Genomic DNA, 20,093 nt, shown 5'->3' on the forward strand with positions numbered 1-20,093 from the left:
ACCAGAACGATGGCTCCAGGCCAGTCATTCCGGCCTCTGCGGCGGTCTTTCCAGAGTTTAGTCACAGACTTATCCACAGGCTGCCGGGACATATTCCAGTCATATACCTGTGTCTTTAAACAGGTTGACAACGGGCTCGGGCGGCCCTCAAAAACCCGCTGATCAAAAAACAATCACCGCGCTACAGGCCGCGTGTTTGTTGGCTTTCAGCCAGCTACTCCCACGTTACCCACAGCCGGTTCCACAGCGAATGGGGACAAGTCAAAACTGTGACAAAACAGGGATTTGCGGCGGCTATATGTCGCGCTTTGGAGGGGGGCTGGATTTGTTTTCCACAATTTGGTGGCAACCCTCTTCACACCACAAAAAAACATGTGGATCTGCTTAATGTGGGAGGGGGCTTGCCCCCGATGGCGGTATGTCAGTCGACAGATGTACTGCTGATCCACCGCTATCGGGGGCAAGCCCCCTCCCACAGGGGGACCGCGTCGTTATTTAGATCAGTGACCGCCGAGGTAGGCGTTGCGCACTTCCTCGTTCACCAGCAATTCCTTGCCAGTGCCGGTCAGGCGGATCTCGCCATTGACCATCACATACGCCCGGTCCGACAAGCGCAGTGCATGGTTGGCGTTCTGCTCCACCAGGAAGATGGTCATCCCGGTGGCCGCCAGCTCGCGCAGGGTCGAGAAGATCTGCTTCACCACGATCGGCGCCAGGCCCAGGCTCGGCTCGTCCAGCAGCAACAACTTCGGACGGCTCATCAGTGCCCGGGCAATGGCGAGCATCTGCTGCTCGCCACCGGACATGGTCATGGCACGCTGGGTACGCCGTTCCTTGAGCCGTGGGAACAGCTCGAACATGCGCTGCATGTCATCAAAGGCATACTTGTCGCCAATCGGGATGGTGCCCATCAGCAGGTTTTCCTCGACGGTCATGTCGGGGAACACCCGCCGCCCTTCCGGCGACTGCGCAATGCCGTTGGAGGCGATGTAGTGGGACGACTTGTGGGTAATGTCGACGCCGTTGTAGAGGATCTGTCCCGACTCGGCCCGTGGCTGGCCGAAGATCGACATCAGCAGCGTGGACTTGCCCGCGCCGTTGGAGCCGATCAGGCTGACGGTTTCGCCTTCGTTGATGTGCAGCGAGACTTTCTTCAGGGCCTGGATCGGGCCGTAATACACGTCCAGGTCCTTCATTTCGAGGATAGGTGCACTCATACCAGCTCCTCTTCGTCAGCACCCAGGTAGGCGGCAATCACTTTCGGGTCGTTGCGGATCGCGTCCGGCCCGCCCTCGGCGATCACGTTGCCGTGGTCCAGCACCACGATGTGGTCGGAAATACTCATCACCATGCCCATGTCGTGTTCGATCAGCACCACCGTGAGGTCGTGTTCGTCGCGCAACAGGCGAATCATCGCGCTGAGGGCTTCGGTTTCCTGGGGGTTGAGGCCCGCAGCGGGTTCGTCCAGGCAGATGATCTGCGGCCGGGTGCACATGGCGCGGGCGATTTCCAGGCGGCGCTGCTGGCCGTAGGAGAGTTCACCGGCCAGGCGGTTGGCGCAGTCCACCAGGTCCACCACTTCCAGCCAGTAGAAGGCGTGGTCGAGGGCGTCGCTTTCAGCCTTGCGGTAGCCCTTGGTGTTGAGGATACCTGCCAGCATATTGCGGTTGACCCACATGTGCTGGGCCACCAGCAGGTTTTCCAGTACCGACATTTCCTTGAACAGGCGGATGTTCTGGAACGTCCGCGCCAGACCCGCACGGTTCACCAGATGCGTTCCGCCGAACATCTTGTAGTACAGGCGACTGAGGAAGCTTTTCGGTGACACGAAGTCGGTCGGCTGGAACCGTTCGCCGAGCAACTGGATCACATTGGTCTGCTTGCCACGTATGTTCAGTTCGATCTTGCCGCCGCTGGCCTTGTAGAAACCGGTGAGGCAGTTGAACACCGTGGTCTTGCCGGCGCCGTTGGGCCCGATCAGGGCGAAGATCGAATTGCGTTCGACCTTGAGGCTCACATCGCTCAAGGCCTTGATGCCACCGAAGTGCATCATCAAATGCTCCACGCAGAGCACGACTTCCTTGCTCATGGCGCTACCCCCTTGCGTGGTGTCACACCGGTACGGCTGATGCGGATCAGGCCTCGCGGTCGCCAGATCATCATCACCACCATCAACACGCCAAACAGCAGCACGCGGTATTCGGAGAAGCTGCGCAGCAACTCAGGTGCAACGGTCAATACAAAGGCCGCGATCACCACGCCCACCGTCGACCCCATGCCTCCCAACACCACGATGGCCAGGATCAGCGCCGACTCGAAGAAGGTGAACGACGACGGGTTGACGAAGCCTTGGTAGCTGGCAAAGAACACCCCGGCCAAACCGGCCGTCGATGCACCGATAGTGAACGCCGAGAGCTTGACCAGCACATGGTTCAGGCCCATGGAACGGCAGGCGATTTCATCTTCGCGCAGGGCTTCCCAGGCGCGGCCGACCGGCATGCGGGTCAGGCGGTGCTTGATGTACAGCACGGCCAGCACCACCAGGAACAGCACGATGTAGATGAACAGGAATTTGATGTTGGGGTTGTAGTCGATGCCGAAGAACTCATGGAAGGGAACCCCGCCATCCTTCGCGCGCTTGCCGAACTCGAGGCCGAGGAAGGTCGGCGACGGCACCGGCATGCCATTCGGGCCGCCGGTAAACGACAGCCAGTTATTGAGCACCAACCGGATGATTTCACCGAAGCCCAGGGTCACGATGGCCAAATAGTCACCGTGCATTCGCAACACCGGGAACCCGAGTATGCACCCCGCCAACGCCGCGGCGATGGCCGCCAGTGGCAGCACGGTCCAGAAGCCCAGGCCGAGGTATTGATAACCCAATGCCAGGCCATAGGCGCCGATGGCGTAGAACGCCACGTAACCCAGGTCGAGCAGGCCGGCCAGGCCCACCACGATATTGAGGCCGAGGCCCAGCAACACGTAGATCAGCCCGAGGATCACCACGGTCAACAGGTACTTGTTGGCGAAGATCGGGAACACGATGGCGATCACGATCAGCGCCGGGATGATCCAGCGCAGCCGCGATTTGTAGTCCGGTGGCAGCACGTGCACCCCGGAACCACTGCTCTCGAAGCCCTGCAGGATCTTCAGGCCCTTGGGGGTTTGCAGGAACAGGCTCATGGCAAAGCGGCCGACCATCACGATGGCCACCAGCAGGCCCACGCGGGCCGGTTCCAGGTTGAAGCTGTAGCCGTCGAGTACCACGCCGACGATCGGACCGAACACGATCAGCGAAATCAGCCCGGCAAGGATCGTATCGACCACACTTTTCTTGATATCGATTGATTTGGCAGCAGACATGTTTACACCTTCGCCACGAGTGGGCGACCAAGCAGGCCCTGGGGACGGAAAATCAGAATCACCACCAGCAGGGAGAAACTGAACACGTCTTTGTAGTCAGAGTTGATCAACCCCGAGAACAGCGACTCGGAGATGCCGAGGATGATCCCGCCCAGCATCGCCCCAGGCAGGGAGCCGATGCCGCCGAGTACCGCCGCGGTGAACGCCTTGATGCCGATGATGAAGCCGGCATAGAAGTCGAAGGTGCCGTAGTTGAGGGTGATGAGCACGCCGGCCAATGCCGCCATGGCGGCGCCGATGACGAACACGTAGGAGATCACCCGGTCGGTGTTGATGCCGAGGATCGACGCCATCTTGCGGTCTTGCTGGGTGGCGCGGCACATGCGGCCGAGCTTGGTGTACTTGATCACATAGGTGAGCAACGCCATGCCGGCGAACGCCGCCACGAGGATGAAGACCTTGGTGTAGGTGAGCTGGACGAACCCTGTGCCGAAATCGACGCGCCAGGCGCCTGCCAGCAGGGTGGGAATGCCTTGTTGCTTGGCGCCCTGAGCGATCTGCGCATAGTTCTGCAGGATCAGGGAGATGCCGATGGCGCTGATCAGCGGTGCCAGTCGGGTGGAGTTGCGCAGCGGTTTGTAGGCGACACGCTCGATGACCCAACCGTACACGCCAGTGACGACCACGGTGAAGATCAAGGTGCCGAGAATGAGCAGCGGGAAGGATTCGATGCCGAAGTAAGCCAGCAGTGCCAGACTGATCGCCGCGAGGTAAGCGGAAATCATATAAACCTCGCCGTGGGCGAAGTTGATCATGCCAATGATGCCATAGACCATTGTGTAGCCGATGGCGATCAGGCCATAGACCGACCCGAGGGTCAGGCCGTTGACCAGTTGCTGCAGGAAAATACCATCCATAACGCAATCTCACGCGGTGAGCACCTGCACACCGGGAGGTGCGCGGCGCTTCTGGAGGAAAAGACAGATATTGATAACAACACGATCTCCTGTGGGAGGGGGCAAGCCCCCCCCACATTGGAGCTGTGGTGTTCTGGATTACTTCTGTTTTTCCAGCTGGTGGTATTTGCCGTCTTTATCCCACTGGTAAACCACGTAGTCGGAGATTTTCAGGTCGCCCTTGGAGTCCCAGGCTTTTTCGCCCATGACGGTTTTCACCGGGTGAGCCTTGAGCCACTTGGCGGCGTCTTCGCCCTTGTTGGACTTGGCGCCGTTGAAGCCGGCGGCCAGGGCCTGGACCGACGCGTAGGCGTACAGGGTGTAGCCTTCGGGCTCGGTGCCGTTTTTGCGGAACTCTTCCACTACGGCCTTGCTGTCCGGCAGCAGGCGCGGGTCGGCGCCGAAGGTCATGTACACGCCGTCGACATATTGCTTACCGCCCGCGGTAGCAACCAGTTCGTCGGTGACCACGCCGTCATCGGACATGAACTTCACGTCTTTCAGACCCGCTTCACGGATCTGGCGAACCAATGGGCCGGCTTCCGGGTGCAGGCCGCCGAAGTACACGACGTCGGCACCGGTGGAGCGGATCTTGGTGACCAGGGCGCTGAAGTCTTTCTCGCCACGGGTCAGGCCTTCTTCCAGCACCGGCTTGACGCCGCGCTTGGTCAACTGGGCAGCGGTGGCGTCGGCCAGGCCTTTGCCGTAGGTGTCCTTGTCGTTGATGACCGCGACCTTCTTGCCCTTGAGCACATCGACGATGTAGTCGCCGGCCACGATGCCTTGCTGGTCGTCACGCCCGCACATACGGAACATGGCGCCCAGGCCGCGTTCAGTCACCTGTGGGTTGGTGGAGCCAGGGGTGATTGCGATGATGCCCGCTTCGTCGTACACCTCGGACGCCGGGATGGTGTTGGAGGAACAGAAGTGGCCGACCACGCCGATCACCTTGTCCTGGTCCGCCAGGCGGTTGGCCACGGCCACGGCTTGCTTGGGTTCGCAAGCGTCGTCGCCAGCCACCAGCACGATTTTCTCGCCGTTGATGCCACCGGCCTTGTTGATCACATCGGCTGCCGCCTGGGCACCCTTCATGTACTGCTCACCAAAAGCCGCGTTGGCACCCGTCATCGGGCCCGCCACGCCAATCTTCACATCAGCTTGAACAAACGTAGAAACACCCAGCGCCGCTGCAACGGCGAGGGCCAGAAAACCTTTCTTGTAAAACGTCTGGGACATGAGTGGTGCTCCGATATTTTTGATTTTTGGCACGACAACTTGCGTTCAAACTTTTCACTGAAAGCCCAGAGCAAAGCGCGTGCCATTAGGTTTTTATTCTTCAAAAAGACACGGTGTCATTGTTATTGCAGGCGTTTCGGCTCCGTTCGCCAGGACGTGCAACCCTCTAGCGCCCAGAGGTGCAACCGATGGACCGAAAAAGTACAACCTCGACGGGTCGCACCTGCAACCAGAGCTATAAACGACAGTTCCTACAGCTGTAACAACCTGCGTAACGGAACTGCACATTTACAGTGCGTGATTGCTACGACTTGCACCAATACAGATTAGTAGCCTGCTAAGAAAATGCAGGCTTTTGAGCGGTATTTCGCTGATCAGATCACGATCCTGAGGCATTGGCCGGCGTGATACAGCGAAAATCCTGCTTCATACAGACAGCTACGCAGCCCTACCCCGGACAGCGGTTGCATGGGCGCGAAGGGAATCGGTAAAGCCTGGGGATTCTGGTGACACAAGTAGTCGGCAAACGCCTTGCCGACCACGCTGCCGGTGGTCACGCCACGACCGTTATAGCCCGTTACTGCCACAAGGCCCGGAGCGGGCTCGAACAGGCGCATCAAGTGGTCCGGGGTGAAGGCGATGCAGCCGGTCCAGGTGTACTCCCACTGCACCGATTTGAGGTACGGGAAGTAATGCTGCTGCACCCGATCAGCCCACGCCTTGAGGAACCAGGTAGGTTTCTGGTTGCCGTTGCCCAGGCTGCCGAGTAGCAAGCGACCGTCAGCGTCGCGGCGGATGCTGCTCAGCACCTGGCGCGTATCCCAGGAGCCTTGGCCGCCGGGCAAAATCTGTTGGGCGGCTTCGTCTGTCAGCGGGGCTGATGCGACCTGGTAGTAGTAACCGGGGAAAAAGTTGCGCCGCAGCTCGGTCCATTCGCCTTCTGTGTAGGCGTTGGAGGCGATGACCACCTGTGCAGCCTGCACTGAGCCCTGGGCGGTCTGCACCGACCAGTGCGCACCTTGGCGCTCAAGTTGAGTAACCGGTGAATGATCGAACAACTGCCCGCCCAGCCCGACGGCAGCATTGGCAAGGCCGCTGGTGTAAGCCATCGGGTTCAGGGTGCCGGCACGCCGGTCCAGCAAGGCGGCGGCAATCTTTTTGGTACCGGTAGCCTGCTCGCAGGCCTGGCCGGTGAGCAGTTCCACTGGTGCGCCACGACGCTTCCATTGTTCTTCACGACTGCGCAGGTCCGCCTCGCCACGGGCGTTGTGCGCCATGTGCAAGGTGCCTTCACGGCGCAATTGGCAATCGATGTTGTATTTGTCGATCAGGCTGAACACCAGCGAGGGTGCCGCGCCCAGCATGCGGTTGAGCTGGCTGCCCACCGCCTCGCCGAAACCGGCTTCGATCTCGTCCGGCGGGATCCACAACCCGGCGTTGACCAGCCCCACGTTGCGCCCCGAACCGCCATGGCCAGTGCGATGCGCCTCCAGCACGGCCACGCTTTTACCCTGTTCCAGCAAATGAATGGCCGCCGACAGACCGGTAATACCGGCGCCGATCACGCACACATCCACCTTGACCTCGCCGTTGAGCCCAGCGCGATCCGGCCGGCTGGGGGTGAGGTGTTCCCACAAACATGTTTCGCGTAATGGCATTGCCAGACTCCGTGATGAAACCTAACAAACAGCTCGGTCAATGTAGGAGTGGGCTTGCCCCCTCCCACATGTTGATCCCATTCCGGCCAGCAGGATCAGTCAAACGTGATGCCCTGTGCCAGCGGCAACTCCAGCGAGTAGTTCACGGTATTGGTCTGGCGACGCATGTACCCGCGCCACGCGTCCGACCCGGATTCGCGCCCGCCGCCGGTCTCTTTCTCGCCACCGAACGCGCCGCCGATTTCCGCGCCGCTCGGGCCGATGTTGACGTTGGCGATGCCGCAGTCGCTGCCCACCGCCGACATGAACTGCTCGGCTTCACGCACGTCAGTGGTGAAGATGCACGACGACAAGCCTTGCGGCACGGCGTTATTCAGGCGCAGGGCCTCGGCGAAGTCGGTGTAGCCGACCACGTAGAGAATCGGCGCGAAGGTCTCGGTGCACACCACATCGCTTTGCTCGGGCATTTCCACTATCGCCGGTGACACGTAGTAGGCATTCGGGAACTTGTCTTCCAACTGGCGCTTGCCGCCAAACACCTTGCCGCCTTCGCTCAGGGCCTGCTCCAGCGCGTCCTGCATAGCGTCGAAGCCGTGCTTGTCGATCAGCGGGCCGATCAGGTTGCCTTCCAGCGGGTGGCCGATGCGCACCTTGGAATAAGCCGCCTTGAGGCGAGTGACGATTTCTTCCTTGACCGATTCATGGGCGATCAGGCGGCGCAGTGTGGTGCAACGCTGACCGGCGGTACCAACAGCGCTGAACAGGATGGCGCGCACGGCCATGTCCAGGTCGGCGCTCGGGCCGAGGATCATCGCGTTGTTGCCGCCAAGTTCCAGGATGCTGCGGGCGAAGCGCGCGGCGACTTTCGGTGCCACTTCGCGGCCCATGCGCGTGCTGCCGGTGGCGCTGATCAGGGCGACACGCGGGTCGTCCACCAGCGCGGCACCGGCGTCACGGCCACCGATGATTACTTGGCTCAGGTACTGCGGGGCACCATCGAATTTTTTCAGCACGCGCTCGAACAGTGCCTGGCAGGCCAGGGCGGTGAGCGGGGTCTTTTCCGAGGGTTTCCAGATCACCGCGTTGCCGCACACCAGCGCCAGGGCGGTGTTCCACGCCCACACCGCCACCGGGAAGTTGAAGGCACTGATCACGCCGACCACACCCAGCGGGTGCCAGGTTTCACGCATGTGGTGGCCCGGACGCTCGGAGGCGATGGTCAAGCCGTACAACTGGCGCGACAGGCCGACGGCGAAGTCGCAAATGTCGATCATTTCCTGCACTTCGCCCAGGCCTTCCTGGGTGATCTTGCCAGCTTCCCAGGACACCAGCTCGCCCAGGTCGGCCTTGTATTCGCGCAACACATCGCCAAATTGGCGCACCAGTTCGCCACGGCGCGGCGCCGGTACTTTGCGCCAGGCCTCGAATGCATGCTCGGCGCGACTGACCTGCTGCTCCACCTCGGCGGCGCCCTCCCAGTGCACACTGCCGATACGGCTGCCATCGATCGGCGAATGCACAGGTTGTTTACCCGACTGGTACAACGCCGGGTTTACCCCGAGACGATCAAGCAATGCGGCTACCATGGGTCACTCCTTAAATTTCAAACAGAAAATTCGCACCGTCACACACACGGCGATCCAGGCCTTATTTGTAGCTGGCCCAAGACTTGCCAACAAACGACGATTAGGCGAGATATCATTCCGTTTATTCATGCAAAGAATAAAAAGAGGCGTGCCGTGCTGAATAAAAGACATTTGCCCTCGATCACTGCCCTGCAGTGCTTCGAAGCCGCCACCCGCCACCTGAGCTTTACCCGCGCCGCCGAGGAGCTGAACCTCACCCAGAGCGCCGTGAGCAAACAAGTGGCGCAGTTGGAAGAACTGTTGCAACACCTGCTGTTTCGCCGGGTGCGCCGCCGTTTGCAGATGACTCCGGCAGGCGACCTGTACCTGGTGGAAGTGCGCAAGATCCTCACCCAGGTGGAGATGTCCACCCACTACCTGCGCTCCTACGGCGGCGAGACCGAAGTATTGCGCGTGTCCACGCCCTACACCTTCGGCGCGCGCTGGCTGGTGCCGCGCCTCAAGGGTTGGCGCCTGCGTCACCCGCAGATCCACCTGGACCTGTGCAACGAGCAGGAGCCGGACGAACTGCTGCAAGGCAAGGCCGACATGGCCTTCTACTTCGGCCAGGGCTCACGCCCCGGTACCGAGAGCCTGAAATTGTTCAGCGAAGAGCTGGTACCGGTGTGTGCGCCGGAAAGCCTGCCGGCGCAGCCTTTGAGCGACCCCACGCAACTGAGCGGCCTGGTCCTGCTGCAAAACGCCTCGCGGCCCCAGGGCTGGCATGACTGGTTCGCCAGCCAGGGTTACCAGACCGAACACAGCTACCATGGGCCGCGCTTTGACACCTTCTATATGTGCATTCGGGCGGCGCAGGTGGGCTGCGGCGTGGCCTTGCTGCCGCGCTTCCTGGTGGAAGAGGAACTGGCCGACGGCAAGCTGGTGATCCCCTGGCAGCATGCGATGCCGAGCCAGGACGCGTATTACCTGGCCTACCCGGAGCATTCAGCAGAGGTGCCCAAGGTGCGTGATTTTGTGAAGTGGATGATGGAGCAGGTCATTTAGTGCCTGGAATACCGCCATCGAGGGCAAGTCGAATCGTCGCGCCGCCCCTCCCACATCTGAAACGCATTCCAAGTGTGGGAGGGGGCTTGCCCCCGATGAGGCCAGTGGTCCCACTGAAAAAAACACTGGCAAAACCCCACAGGTCTATGCGCCACTAGCCCCCTTCCTTAATTGTGCGTAAAGGTCGGCGCCCATCGCCGTCCCGTCTGGAGATTCCCGTTATGAGCGAGAGTGTGTTTGCCGATCGCATCGTGCAGAACTTGCTCGACACCGACTTCTACAAGCTGACCATGATGCAGGCGGTGCTGCACAACTACCCCAACGTGGAAGTTGAATGGGAGTTCCGTTGCCGTAACAGCGAAGACCTGCGCCCGTACCTGGCCGAGATCCGCTACCAGATCGAACGTCTTGCCGAGCTGAGCCTGAGCCCCGACCAACTGGGTTTCCTGGAGCGCATCAGCTTCATGAAGCCGGATTTTTTGCGCTTTCTCGGGCTGTTCCGCTTCAACCTGCGCTACGTGCAGACCGGCATCGAGAACGGTGAGCTGTTCATCCGCCTGCGCGGGCCGTGGCTGCATGTGATTCTGTTTGAAGTGCCGATGCTGGCTATCGTCAGCGAAGTGCGTAACCGCTACCGCTACCAGACGGTGATCCTAGAACAGGCCCGCGAGCAGTTGTACCGCAAGTTCGACTGGCTGACCGCCAACGCCAGCAGCGACGAGCTGTCCGAGCTGCAAGTGGCCGACTTCGGCACGCGCCGGCGCTTCTCGTACCGGGTGCAGGAAGAAGTGGTCAGTGTGCTCAAGCATGACTTCCCCGGGCGCTTTGTCGGCACCAGCAACGTGCACCTGGCCCGCGAATTCGATATGAAGCCGCTAGGCACCATGGCCCACGAATGGATCATGGCCCACCAGCAACTCGGCCCACGCCTGATCGACAGCCAGATCGCCGCGCTGGACTGCTGGGTCCGCGAATACCGTGGCCTGCTGGGCATCGCCCTGACCGACTGCATCACCACCGACGCGTTCCTCGGCGACTTCGACTTGTACTTCGCCAAGCTGTTCGACGGCCTGCGCCACGACTCCGGCGACCCGGTGCAGTGGGCGGAAAAAGCCATCGCCCACTACCACAAGCTCGGCATCGAGCCGATGAGCAAGACCCTGGTGTTCTCCGACAGTCTGTCACTGCCCAAGGCCCTGGAAATATTCCGCGCACTGCGTGGTCGGATCAATGTGAGCTTTGGCATCGGCACCAACCTGACCTGCGACATCCCGGGTGTCGAGCCGATGAGCATCGTGCTTAAAATGACCGCCTGCAATGGCCAGCCCGTCGCGAAGATCTCCGATGAAGCGGGCAAGACCCACTGCACCGACCCGAATTTCGTCGCCTATTTGCGTCACGTTTTCAAAGTACCTGCCCTATCCAGCAAGGAGTGAATCATGCAAGCCGTACAGCGTGAGATTGCGCAGCAGCTCAAGGTCCAAGCGCCGTTCAACGACCAGGCCGCACTTGAAGCCGAGGTTGCCCGTCGCGTGGGGTTTATCCAGGATTGCCTGCGCAATGCCGGGCTCAAGGCGCTGGTGCTGGGCATCAGCGGTGGTGTCGACTCCCTGACCGCCGGCCTGTTGGCCCAACGCGCGGTGAAAGAGCTGCGTGAAAATACCGGTGATGAGGCCTACCGCTTTATCGCGGTGCGCCTGCCCTACGAAACCCAGTTCGATGAAATCGACGCCACGGCCTCGGTGGACTTTATCGAGCCTGACGAGCGCCACACTGTGAACATCGGCCCGGCGGTCAAAGCCCTGGCCAATGAAGTGGCGGCGTTCGAAGGCAAGGCGGCGGTGTCCCGCGATTTCGTGCTGGGCAACACCAAGGCGCGCATGCGCATGGTGGCGCAGTACACCATCGCGGGCGCGACCGGTGGCCTGGTGATCGGCACCGACCATGCGGCGGAAGCGGTGATGGGCTTTTTCACCAAGTTCGGTGATGGGGCCTGCGATTTGGCACCGCTGAGCGGGCTGGTGAAGAACCAGGTGCGTGCGATTGCGCGGTACTTCGGGGCGCCGGAGTCGTTGGTGGAAAAAGTACCGACTGCGGACCTGGAAGACCTGTCGCCGGGCAAGCCGGACGAAGCGTCACATGGCGTGACCTACGCGGAGATCGATGCGTTCCTGCACGGCGAGCCGGTGCGTGAGGAAGCGTTCAGGATTATCTGCGAGACGTATCGCAAGACGGAGCACAAGCGGGTCATGCCGTTTGCGCCGTGAGGTAGGACGCCATCGGGGGCAAGCCCCCTCCCACACTTTGATTTGTGAACACATCCAAATGTGGGAGGGGGCTTGCCCCCGATGAACGGTGATGCGGTGTTACTTGACGGTCACAGTGCCTTTCATCATCGAGATGTGGCCTGGGAACGAGCAGAAGAACGCGTAGTCAGTCCCGGCGGCCAGCTTCGACACATCGAAGGTCACCGAGTCTTTCTCGCCGGCACCGATGATCTTGGTGTGGGCGATGATGCGGTCATCACCTGGTTTCAGGTAGTCCTTGTCGATACCGGCGGCCATGCCGTCAGTGGCAACCGGCTGCATGTTGGCGGCGCTGGTCAGCACCCAGTTATGGCCCATGACGTTTTTCGGCAGGTTGCCCGAATGAGTCAGCTCGACGGTGAATGTCTTGCAGCTCTTGTCGATTTCGATGGCTTTGGTGTTGAAGGACATTTGGTCGGTGGAGTCGACAGTGACCTTGCACTCTGCAGCAAGCAACTGGCCACTTGCCAGAGTCAGCAGGGAAACAGCAACGAGTTTGGCAAACATGTGAATCTCCAAGGCAGGGTTTAAAAAACGCGTAATGCGACAAGGGTGCCTGAAGCAGGCAGAAATTCTTATGACCTGAATCAACAGATTGTATACAACTTTAGGCTATCAGACTTATCGACACAATCAACCAGCCAAAGTGCCGCGCGCTGATTATGATCGGCCCATCACCCCCTGGAGTCCGAGCCATGCACCTCAATCAACTGTTCAACGGCCTGCTGGCCGCCTACGCCTGCGGTAAGTGAAGGCCAAGCGCACCTTGAAGCTGCTACCATGTCGTCCCAAGGCAGCTGCGCGCCGCCACCCTCACCTTCGACCTTAGAGGATCGCCCATGGCCAAACCTAATTACTCCTTCGCCAAACGTCAGAGAGACTTGGCCAAGGAACAGAAGAAAGAGGAAAAACTGCAACGCAAGAAAGCCGCTGCAGACGAAGAAGCTGGCGCACTGAACCCGGACGCTGATGCTGAAGTAACGAGCGACGAGAGCGAAACACCAAAAGATCCGGCTGAATAATTTCCTTTGTGCTGAGCCGGCTGCTCCGGCTCGGCACAATCAACCATCATTCCAGCGGCATCACCGTCACCCGCACCTCCGGGTCATGGCTCCCTCCCCCCAGAATCACCCCCCGCAACGGCGACACATCGGAAAAGTCCCGGCCCCAGGCCAGGGTGATGTGCTCCAGTGCCGGCTGCACATTGTTCGTCGGATCAAAGTCCACCCAGCCTGAAACCGGGCAATACACCGAGACCCACGCATGGGACGCATCGGCGCCGATCAGCCGTGGCTGGCCGGGCGGTGGCTGGGTGAGCAGATAGCCACTGATGTAACGCGCCGCCAGGCCTCGGGAGCGCAGGCAGGCGAGCATCAGGTGGGCGAAGTCCTGGCACACGCCGCGACGGCGCTCCAGCACTTCCACCAGCGGCGTGGCGACCTGGGTGGCTTCGGCATCGAAGGTGAATTCGCTGAAGATTTTTTCCATCAACGCCTGCGCGCCCAGCAGCAAAGGCGCGCCTGGCGGGAAACAGCTTTCGGAGAACTCGACGAAGGTTTTCTTCAGGTGCACGTAGGGCGATTCGAAACGATAGCGGCAGGCTTCGATCAACTCACCGGACATCGGCTGGCTGCTGTAGGTCAGGCGGTCGCGGGTCTGGTCCCAGGCCGGCGATTGCTGGAAATCCAGCACCGGCCGCGCCAGCACTTCCACGGTCAGCCCGGCATTCACCAGCAGTTCGTCATGGGGGCGCTCGAACGCCAGGCGGGTGATAGGGTTGCCGAACACGTCCAGCTCATCGCGGCGCGACGACGGCTGCGGGCTGATATCCAGTTGCTGCGAGCTGCAACGCTGCCAGGCGCACGGCCGTGGCCACAGGTGCGCCAGCTGCTGGGCCAGGGACACCGGGCTGTCGTAGTGGTAATGGGTATCGTGGAAAATCTGGTAGCGCGCACTCATCACACCGACACCGTTTGCTGGCTGACATCATCCACATGGGCAAAATGGCGCAAGGCCAGGCGATCCGACACTTGCCCGCTCTCATCGGCCACTGCTTGCAGCAGGTCGGCCAGGCCGTCCAGTGCGGCACGCACGCTGGACTCGCCGAACAATGGGTTCTCCAGGCAGCCCAGGTCGAAGCGCGCCAGGCGCTCCACCAACGGGCCGAGGCCGGTTTCACGCGGCACGCCAAAGTCGTCGTTGAGACGGCGCAGGGTGCGGCTCACCAGTTTGAGCTGGAACAGCACCGCATGGGGGTTCTGTTCATCCAGCAGCAACAGATCGAGCACCGGGATCAACTGCGGCACCGCCAGGTAGCGCGAGCGATAGGTGATGCTGCTGTTGCCCAACTCCAACAACCACTCCAAGCCAGCCTGGTCAAACACTGCCACACCGCGCAGGAATGCCGCCAGGCTGCTGCTCAGGAATTGCAGGCGCTCGATGCGCCGGCCCATCATCAAAAAGCGCCAGCCTTCGTCGCGGGTCATGTCGTCCAGGGCGAACCCGGACAGCGCCGCCAGGGACATCACCAGGCGGTTGAGAAAGTCCAGCAATTCGCCAAAATCCGGGGTCTCGCTTTCCAGCTCCTGGGCTTCGCGTTGCAGCTCCACCAGGGCCTGCCAGTTCTCCCGGGACAGCTTGCCGCGCACCTGGGACGCCGCCCATTGCAAGCGTTGCAGGTTGGCGCGCAGGCTCGATGGCCAGTCATCGCCCAAGAGTGCGGCCTGCAAGCGCTCCGGTAACTCGCCCTCTTCCGGCAACAGGCGCAGGTTTTCGCCCAGCTCGACGGCGGCCTGCAAGGCCAGTGGATCGTCGCCGTCCACATAACGTGCCAGCACGATGCGCAGCCAACGCGCACTGTCGTCACAGCGTTCGCAGTAACGGCCGAACCAGAACAGGTTTTCCACTACGCGGGACGGCAGATAAGGGTCGCGTCGTACCAGATCATGGGCGCCGATTGCGCGTTGTGCGCGCCAATGTTCACCACCGGATGCGCGTTCACCGAGCACCCAGGTGTCCTTGCTGGCGCCGCCGCGTTGCATCGACACCACTTCGGCATCGGCTTCAGCGGCGACCCGTGTCAGGCCGCCGGGCAACACGCGATAACCGTCATCGCTGGCCACGGCGTACACGCGCATGCCGATGGCGCGGTGTTGCAAATGATCATCCTCGGTGTGCCACACCGGCGCCTGGGACAGCTGCGCCAACTCCTGGGCGACGTACGCGTAGGGCCGCGCGCGCATGCGCTCGGCCAGGGCTTGGCGCTGTTCTTCATTCAGGTCACGGCCAAATACCGGGGTGAAACTCTGCGACGGAAACGCAGGCTTGATCAGCAGCTCCGGCAGTTTTTCCAGGGCCTCGGCCAGTACCGGCGCTTCACCGCACCACCAGGTGGCGATGGACGGCAGGATCAGTTCTTCGCCAAACAGGAATTCGTTGATTTTCGGCAGGAAACCCAGCAAACCGGGGGACTCCAGCACACCGCTGCCCAAGGCATTGGCCACCAGCACGTTGCCTTGGCGCACCGCATCAAGCAGGCCGGGTACCCCGAGGGCGGAGTCGGTGCGCAGTTCCAGCGGGTCGCAGAAGTCATCATCCAGGCGACGCATGATTGCGTGCACCCGGCGCAGGCCGCTGAGGGTTTTCAGGAACACCGTGCTGTCACGCACGGTGAGGTCGCCGCCTTCCACCAGCGGGTAGCCGAGCTGGCGGGCGAGGTAGAGGTGCTCGAAGTAGCTTTCGTTGAACCGGCCAGGGGTGAGCAGCACGATCAACGGCGGCTGGTCATCGCCGGGCGCCTGGCGGGCCAGGGTTTCCTGCAAGGTGCGGAAGAAACCGGTGAGGTGCTGCACCTGCAAGTCGCGGTAAAGATCCGGAAAGGCGCGGGACACGATAGTGCGGTTTTCCAATGCATAACCGGCGCCCGACGGCGCCTGGGTACGGTCGGCGGTGACCCACCAGCGGCCATCCGGCGTGCGCGCAAGGTCCACGGCGTACAGGTGCAAAAAGGCACCGTCCGGCGGTTGGATACCCTGGCACGGCCACAGGAAGTTGTTATGCCCGAACACCAGCTCGGCCGGCAGCAAGCCTTCCTTGATCAGGCGTTGCGGGCCATACAGGTCGGCAAGCACGGCATTGAGCAGGCGTGCACGCTGGGCGATACCGGCGCACAGGTGCTGCCATTCATCGGCGGCCAGCACATGGGGCAGCAGGTCCAATTCCCAGGGGCGGTCGGCGCCCTTGGGGTCGGCGTAGACATTGTAGGTCACGCCGTTTTCCTGGATCTGCCGGGTCAGCAGCGCCTGGCGCTGGGCCAATTGTGCAGGCGTGCTGCGTTGCAGGTGGTCGAGCAGGCGCTGCCAATGGGCACGCACTGCGCCACTGTCGTCCAGCAGTTCGTGATAAGTGCCCGCGGTCAGCGGGTAACGGTCGAGCAAGTCGGACATGGAACGCTCGGCAGGGACAAGGGGGCTCAGATTAACTCAAATTCACTGCAATCCACTGTGGGAGGGGGCTTGCCCTCTCCCACACTTAAACAGTGTTCAGTCATTTTTATTGGGGAAACGCCGCATATCCAGGGTCAGCGGTAATTCATCGTTGATGGTTACCGTCGGTACGGGGAGCTTGCCGGGGCTATGCCCAAGCCGGAAAAACCGCGCCATCCGCCGGCTCTCCGCCTCATTGGCATTTACCGGCAAGCTGTCGTAATTGCGTCCACCCGGATGGGCGACGTGGTACTGGCAGCCGCCCAACGAGCGCTGCATCCAGGTATCCAGCAGATCGAACACCAAGGGCGCATGCACCGGGATGGTCGGTTGCAGGCAGTTGGCCGGTTGCCAGGCGCGATAACGCACGCCGGCGACAAACTCACCGACACGCCCGGTGGCCTGCAGCGGCACCGGGATGCCGTTGCAGGTCAGCAGGTAGCGTTGCGGTGGCAGCCCGGTCAACTTGACTTGCAGGCGCTCCAGCGACGAATCCACATAGCGAACCGTACCGCCCACCGCGCCCTCCTCGCCCAGTACATGCCAGGGCTCCAGGGCCTGGCGCAGTTCCAGTTCGATACCGCTGACGGCGTAGTCGCCAACCTTGGGAAAACGGAACTCCAGGTGCGCGGCAAACCACTCGGCGCGCAGCGGGTAGCCGGCTGCGTTGAGCTCGACGATCACATCGGCAAAATCCTGCTCGATAAAGTGCGGCAACAGGAAGCGGTCGTGCAACTCGGTGCCCCAGCGCGCCAGCTTCGGCGGTGCATAGGGCTCGCGCCAGAAGCGCGCGACCAAGGCACGCAGCAGCAGTTGTTGGGTCAGGCTCATGCGTGCATGGGGCGGCATCTCGAATGCACGCAGTTCCAGCAGGCCCAGGCGGCCGGTAGCGCCATCCGGTGAGTAGAGTTTGTCGATGCAGAATTCGGCGCGGTGAGTGTTGCCGGTCACGTCGATCAGCAGGTTGCGCAGCAGGCGGTCGACCAGCCAGGGCGGGCATTCTTCGCCGGGAGCAGGCATTTGCGCGAAGGCGATTTCCAGCTCATACAGCGCATCGTTGCGCGCCTCGTCCACCCGAGGCGCCTGGGAGGTCGGGCCGATGAACAGGCCGGAAAACAGGTAGGACAACGAAGGATGGTTGTGCCAGTAGCTGATCAAGCTGCGCAGCAGATCGGGGCGACGCAGGAACGGCGAATCCTTGGGCGTGGCGCCACCGAGCACGAAATGGTTACCGCCACCGGTGCCGGTATGGCGCCCGTCGATCATGAATTTCTCGGTGGTCAGGCGGGTTTGCCGCGCCTCTTCGTAGAGGAACTCGGTGCGCTCCACCAACTCGTCCCAGGAGGCGGACGGCTGCACGTTGACCTCGATCACACCCGGGTCCGGCGTGACGCGAAAGTTGCTCAGGCGCGAATCGGCCGGTGGCTCGTAGCCTTCGAGCAAGACCGGGCAGTGCAGTTCTTCAGCGGTGGCTTCGATGGCCGCCACCAGTTCCAGATAGTCCTCGACGCGCTCCAGCGGCGGCATGAACAGATAGAGCCGCCCTTCCCGCGCTTCGGCGCACAGTGCGGTGCGGGTCAGCCAGTCGGCGGACTCGTCCACCTTGGGTACACGTTCATCACTCGGCGCAGGTTCGCCATGGCTTTGCAGTTGGGCGGTGGACGGCAGCTCGGGCTGATCCTGGTTAGGGTCCGTCGGGTGCACAAACGGATACTCGGCCGCCGTCACCCACGGCTGCGAAGCCAACGGCAGGCGATAGCCCAGGGGAGAATCTCCCGGCACCAAACGGCAGTGGTTATCGCGCAGGTACCAGCGGCCACTCTGCCAACGATCATTGGCAGGCGTACGCGCCAGCGGCAGTACTTGCCCGATGATTTTATCCAGGCCCTGGGCGAACACCTTGCGCAGGCGTTCGCGCTCCAGTTCATCGCCCAGGCGCGGGTCCTGGGCGGTGACGTTCTGCGGCAGCGCACCTTCGCGCCACAGGTAGTAGAAATTGTCTTCGAAGGCCGGGAACACAAAGCGTGCCGGCAGCTTAAGGCGCTCGGCGACGCTGGCCAGGAAACGCCCGGCCATCACGCCGTCCGCACCGTAATCCTCTTGCTCATCGGCGATCAACGCGCTGTTGTGCCAGATCGGCACGCCGTCACGGCGCCAGTAGCAGTTGAGCGACCAGCGCGGCAGTTGCTCGCCGGGGTACCACTTGCCCTGGCCGAAGTGCACCAGCCCTTTGGGCGCGTAGTGCTTGCGCATGCGCTGGAACAGCTCGGCGGACAGGCGGCGTTTGTCCGGGCCGAGGGCGGCGGTGTTCCATTCGGCGCCGTCGGGATCGTCGATGGAGACAAAGGTCGGCTCGCCGCCCATGGTCAGGCGGACATCGTCCTTGAGCAGGTCGCCATCGATCTGCCGTCCCAGTGCCTGAATCGCCAGCCACTGTTCCTCGGTGTAGGGCTTGGTGACCCGTGGGGCCTCCCAAATCCTCTCTACAGACATTTCGTGGGTGAATTCACACTCGCAGGGTTCCACCAGCCCACTGATCGGCGCGGCAGATGAGGGATCGGGACTGCAGGCCAACGGGATATGCCCTTCACCGGCGAACAGCCCGGAGGTGGCATCCAGGCCGATCCAACCGGCGCCGGGCAAATACACTTCGCACCAGGCGTGCAGGTCGGTGAAGTCCACTTCGGTGCCGGACGGGCCGTCGAGGGCTTTGACGTCGGCGGTCAACTGGATCAGATAGCCAGACACAAACCGCGCCGCCAAGCCCAGGTTGCGCAGCAATTGCACCAGCAGCCAGGCCGAATCACGGCAGGAGCCGGAGGCGTTTTCCAGGGTGAATTCCGGCGTCTGCACGCCCGGTTCCATGCGGATCAGGTAGCCGATGTCGGCCGCCAGGCGCTGATTGAGGCCCACCAGGAAATCCACGGCCGGCAACGGCGTACGGTCGATGCCCGCAAGGTACGCGGCGAACTTCGGCGTCAGCGGCAGGGTTTCCAGGTACGGCGCCAGCTCGCGTTGTTCATCGGCGGCATAGCTAAAGGGGATTTTTTCGGCGTAGGGTTCAAGGAAAAAGTCGAACGGGTTGAACACCGCCATCTCGGCAACCAGGTCGACCTCGATGCGCAGCTCATCGGTCTTTTCCGGGAACACCAACCGCGCCAGGTAATTGCCCTGGGGGTCTTGCTGCCAATTGATGAAATGCTGCTCGGGCAGCACTTTCAGCGCGTAGGACAGAATCCGCGTGCGGCTATGGGCGGCCGGACGCAACCGTACAATCTGCGGGCCGAGTTCGACAGCACGGTCGTAGCGGTAATGCGTAACGTGGTGCAACGCGACATGAATCGACACGGCGGCCTCCTGCGAGCCAGGGCATGGACACAAAGCGCGCAAGACTTATGCCAGAGCGGAGGTCATTGCGCTTTATCGTGGGACCCGGTGCAGTACAGCACCAAAACGGCGC

The 20,093-nt window shown here is 61.8% G+C and carries 15 protein-coding genes; 4 read left to right on the forward strand and 11 right to left on the reverse strand.

What is annotated here, in order from left to right; genetic code table 11:
• Positions 1–500 precede the first annotated feature (500 nt).
• The 7 genes from BMX59_RS10565 to BMX59_RS10595 all read right to left on the reverse strand — a co-directional run bounded on the left by BMX59_RS10565 (position 501) and on the right by BMX59_RS10595 (position 8,799).
• Positions 501–1,217: an ABC transporter ATP-binding protein gene (locus BMX59_RS10565; protein ID WP_071491651.1), complete on the reverse strand. Its 717-nt coding sequence runs from the start codon at positions 1,215–1,217 to the stop codon at positions 501–503.
• The gene (locus tag BMX59_RS10570) at positions 1,214–2,089 is read right to left on the reverse strand and encodes an ABC transporter ATP-binding protein (RefSeq protein ID WP_071491652.1); all 876 of its coding nucleotides are present in this window, start codon (positions 2,087–2,089) and stop codon (positions 1,214–1,216) included. The genes BMX59_RS10565 and BMX59_RS10570 overlap by 4 nt, the downstream gene beginning before the upstream one ends.
• On the reverse strand, positions 2,086–3,363 hold the full coding sequence (livM, locus tag BMX59_RS10575) for a high-affinity branched-chain amino acid ABC transporter permease LivM (RefSeq protein WP_093121271.1): 1,278 nt from the start codon (positions 3,361–3,363) through the stop codon (positions 2,086–2,088). Before livM ends, BMX59_RS10570 begins: the two co-directional genes overlap by 4 nt.
• A gap of 2 nt (positions 3,364–3,365) precedes the next feature.
• On the reverse strand, positions 3,366–4,280 hold the full coding sequence (locus tag BMX59_RS10580; protein ID WP_058423439.1) for an ABC transporter permease subunit: 915 nt from the start codon (positions 4,278–4,280) through the stop codon (positions 3,366–3,368).
• A gap of 138 nt (positions 4,281–4,418) precedes the next feature.
• Positions 4,419–5,555 carry a branched-chain amino acid ABC transporter substrate-binding protein gene (locus BMX59_RS10585; RefSeq protein ID WP_025999776.1) on the reverse strand — a complete coding sequence of 379 codons (1,137 nt, stop codon included), beginning with the start codon at positions 5,553–5,555 and terminating at the stop codon, positions 4,419–4,421.
• Positions 5,556–5,929: 374 nt separating this feature from the next.
• Positions 5,930–7,213, reverse strand: coding sequence for an L-pipecolate oxidase (locus BMX59_RS10590; protein ID WP_092246640.1), 1,284 nt, complete (start codon positions 7,211–7,213; stop codon positions 5,930–5,932).
• Between the two features lie 95 nt (positions 7,214–7,308).
• Complete coding sequence (locus BMX59_RS10595; RefSeq protein WP_058423442.1) at positions 7,309–8,799, reverse strand: L-piperidine-6-carboxylate dehydrogenase; 1,491 nt, start codon at positions 8,797–8,799, stop codon at positions 7,309–7,311.
• Between the two features lie 153 nt (positions 8,800–8,952).
• Between BMX59_RS10595 and BMX59_RS10600 the strand changes: the two genes are divergently transcribed.
• From BMX59_RS10600 to nadE, 3 genes are all read left to right on the forward strand, one after another.
• Positions 8,953–9,843 (forward strand): LysR family transcriptional regulator, encoded by an 891-nt coding sequence (locus tag BMX59_RS10600; protein WP_071491656.1) that lies wholly within the window; start codon positions 8,953–8,955, stop codon positions 9,841–9,843.
• A 221-nt stretch (positions 9,844–10,064) separates the two neighbouring features.
• Positions 10,065–11,279, forward strand: a complete 1,215-nt coding sequence (gene pncB / locus BMX59_RS10605; RefSeq protein WP_065900159.1) for a nicotinate phosphoribosyltransferase — start codon at positions 10,065–10,067, stop codon at positions 11,277–11,279.
• 3 nt (positions 11,280–11,282) lie between these two features.
• Entirely contained in the window at positions 11,283–12,110 is an 828-nt protein-coding gene (gene nadE / locus BMX59_RS10610; protein WP_071491657.1) for an ammonia-dependent NAD(+) synthetase, read from the forward strand.
• A gap of 99 nt (positions 12,111–12,209) precedes the next feature.
• On the opposite strand, the gene azu is transcribed toward nadE, so the two are convergent.
• Complete coding sequence (gene azu, locus BMX59_RS10615; RefSeq protein ID WP_010213586.1) at positions 12,210–12,656, reverse strand: azurin; 447 nt, start codon at positions 12,654–12,656, stop codon at positions 12,210–12,212.
• Positions 12,657–12,988: 332 nt separating this feature from the next.
• Between azu and BMX59_RS10620 the strand changes: the two genes are divergently transcribed.
• Complete coding sequence (locus BMX59_RS10620) at positions 12,989–13,171, forward strand: hypothetical protein (protein WP_071491659.1); 183 nt, start codon at positions 12,989–12,991, stop codon at positions 13,169–13,171.
• Between the two features lie 46 nt (positions 13,172–13,217).
• On the opposite strand, the gene BMX59_RS10625 is transcribed toward BMX59_RS10620, so the two are convergent.
• The 3 genes from BMX59_RS10625 to BMX59_RS10635 all read right to left on the reverse strand — a co-directional run bounded on the left by BMX59_RS10625 (position 13,218) and on the right by BMX59_RS10635 (position 19,981).
• The gene (locus BMX59_RS10625) at positions 13,218–14,108 is read right to left on the reverse strand and encodes a transglutaminase family protein (RefSeq protein WP_093121272.1); all 891 of its coding nucleotides are present in this window, start codon (positions 14,106–14,108) and stop codon (positions 13,218–13,220) included.
• Complete coding sequence (locus BMX59_RS10630; RefSeq protein WP_092246634.1) at positions 14,108–16,594, reverse strand: circularly permuted type 2 ATP-grasp protein; 2,487 nt, start codon at positions 16,592–16,594, stop codon at positions 14,108–14,110. Before BMX59_RS10630 ends, BMX59_RS10625 begins: the two co-directional genes overlap by 1 nt.
• A 96-nt stretch (positions 16,595–16,690) precedes the next feature.
• On the reverse strand, positions 16,691–19,981 hold the full coding sequence (locus BMX59_RS10635) for a transglutaminase family protein (RefSeq protein ID WP_093121273.1): 3,291 nt from the start codon (positions 19,979–19,981) through the stop codon (positions 16,691–16,693).
• Positions 19,982–20,093: the final 112 nt, after the last annotated feature.

This window comes from Pseudomonas sp. NFR09 (genome assembly GCF_900111535.1).
Taxonomy (GTDB): domain Bacteria; phylum Pseudomonadota; class Gammaproteobacteria; order Pseudomonadales; family Pseudomonadaceae; genus Aquipseudomonas; species Aquipseudomonas extremorientalis.

Bases quoted from the DNA above. Each gene is read 5' to 3' on its own strand.
- BMX59_RS10620 (WP_071491659.1), top strand. From the start codon at position 12,989: ATGGCCAAACCTAATTACTCCTTCGCCAAACGTCAGAGAGACTTGGCC.
- livM (WP_093121271.1), bottom strand. From the start codon at position 3,363: ATGTCTGCTGCCAAATCAATCGATATCAAGAAAAGTGTGGTCGATACG.
- azu (WP_010213586.1), bottom strand. From the start codon at position 12,656: ATGTTTGCCAAACTCGTTGCTGTTTCCCTGCTGACTCTGGCAAGTGGC.
- BMX59_RS10580 (WP_058423439.1), bottom strand. From the start codon at position 4,280: ATGGATGGTATTTTCCTGCAGCAACTGGTCAACGGCCTGACCCTCGGG.
- BMX59_RS10625 (WP_093121272.1), bottom strand. From the start codon at position 14,108: ATGAGTGCGCGCTACCAGATTTTCCACGATACCCATTACCACTACGAC.
- BMX59_RS10595 (WP_058423442.1), bottom strand. From the start codon at position 8,799: ATGGTAGCCGCATTGCTTGATCGTCTCGGGGTAAACCCGGCGTTGTAC.
- nadE (WP_071491657.1), top strand. From the start codon at position 11,283: ATGCAAGCCGTACAGCGTGAGATTGCGCAGCAGCTCAAGGTCCAAGCG.
- BMX59_RS10565 (WP_071491651.1), bottom strand. From the start codon at position 1,217: ATGAGTGCACCTATCCTCGAAATGAAGGACCTGGACGTGTATTACGGC.
- BMX59_RS10585 (WP_025999776.1), bottom strand. From the start codon at position 5,555: ATGTCCCAGACGTTTTACAAGAAAGGTTTTCTGGCCCTCGCCGTTGCA.
- BMX59_RS10570 (WP_071491652.1), bottom strand. From the start codon at position 2,089: ATGAGCAAGGAAGTCGTGCTCTGCGTGGAGCATTTGATGATGCACTTC.
- pncB (WP_065900159.1), top strand. From the start codon at position 10,065: ATGAGCGAGAGTGTGTTTGCCGATCGCATCGTGCAGAACTTGCTCGAC.
- BMX59_RS10590 (WP_092246640.1), bottom strand. From the start codon at position 7,213: ATGCCATTACGCGAAACATGTTTGTGGGAACACCTCACCCCCAGCCGG.
- BMX59_RS10630 (WP_092246634.1), bottom strand. From the start codon at position 16,594: ATGTCCGACTTGCTCGACCGTTACCCGCTGACCGCGGGCACTTATCAC.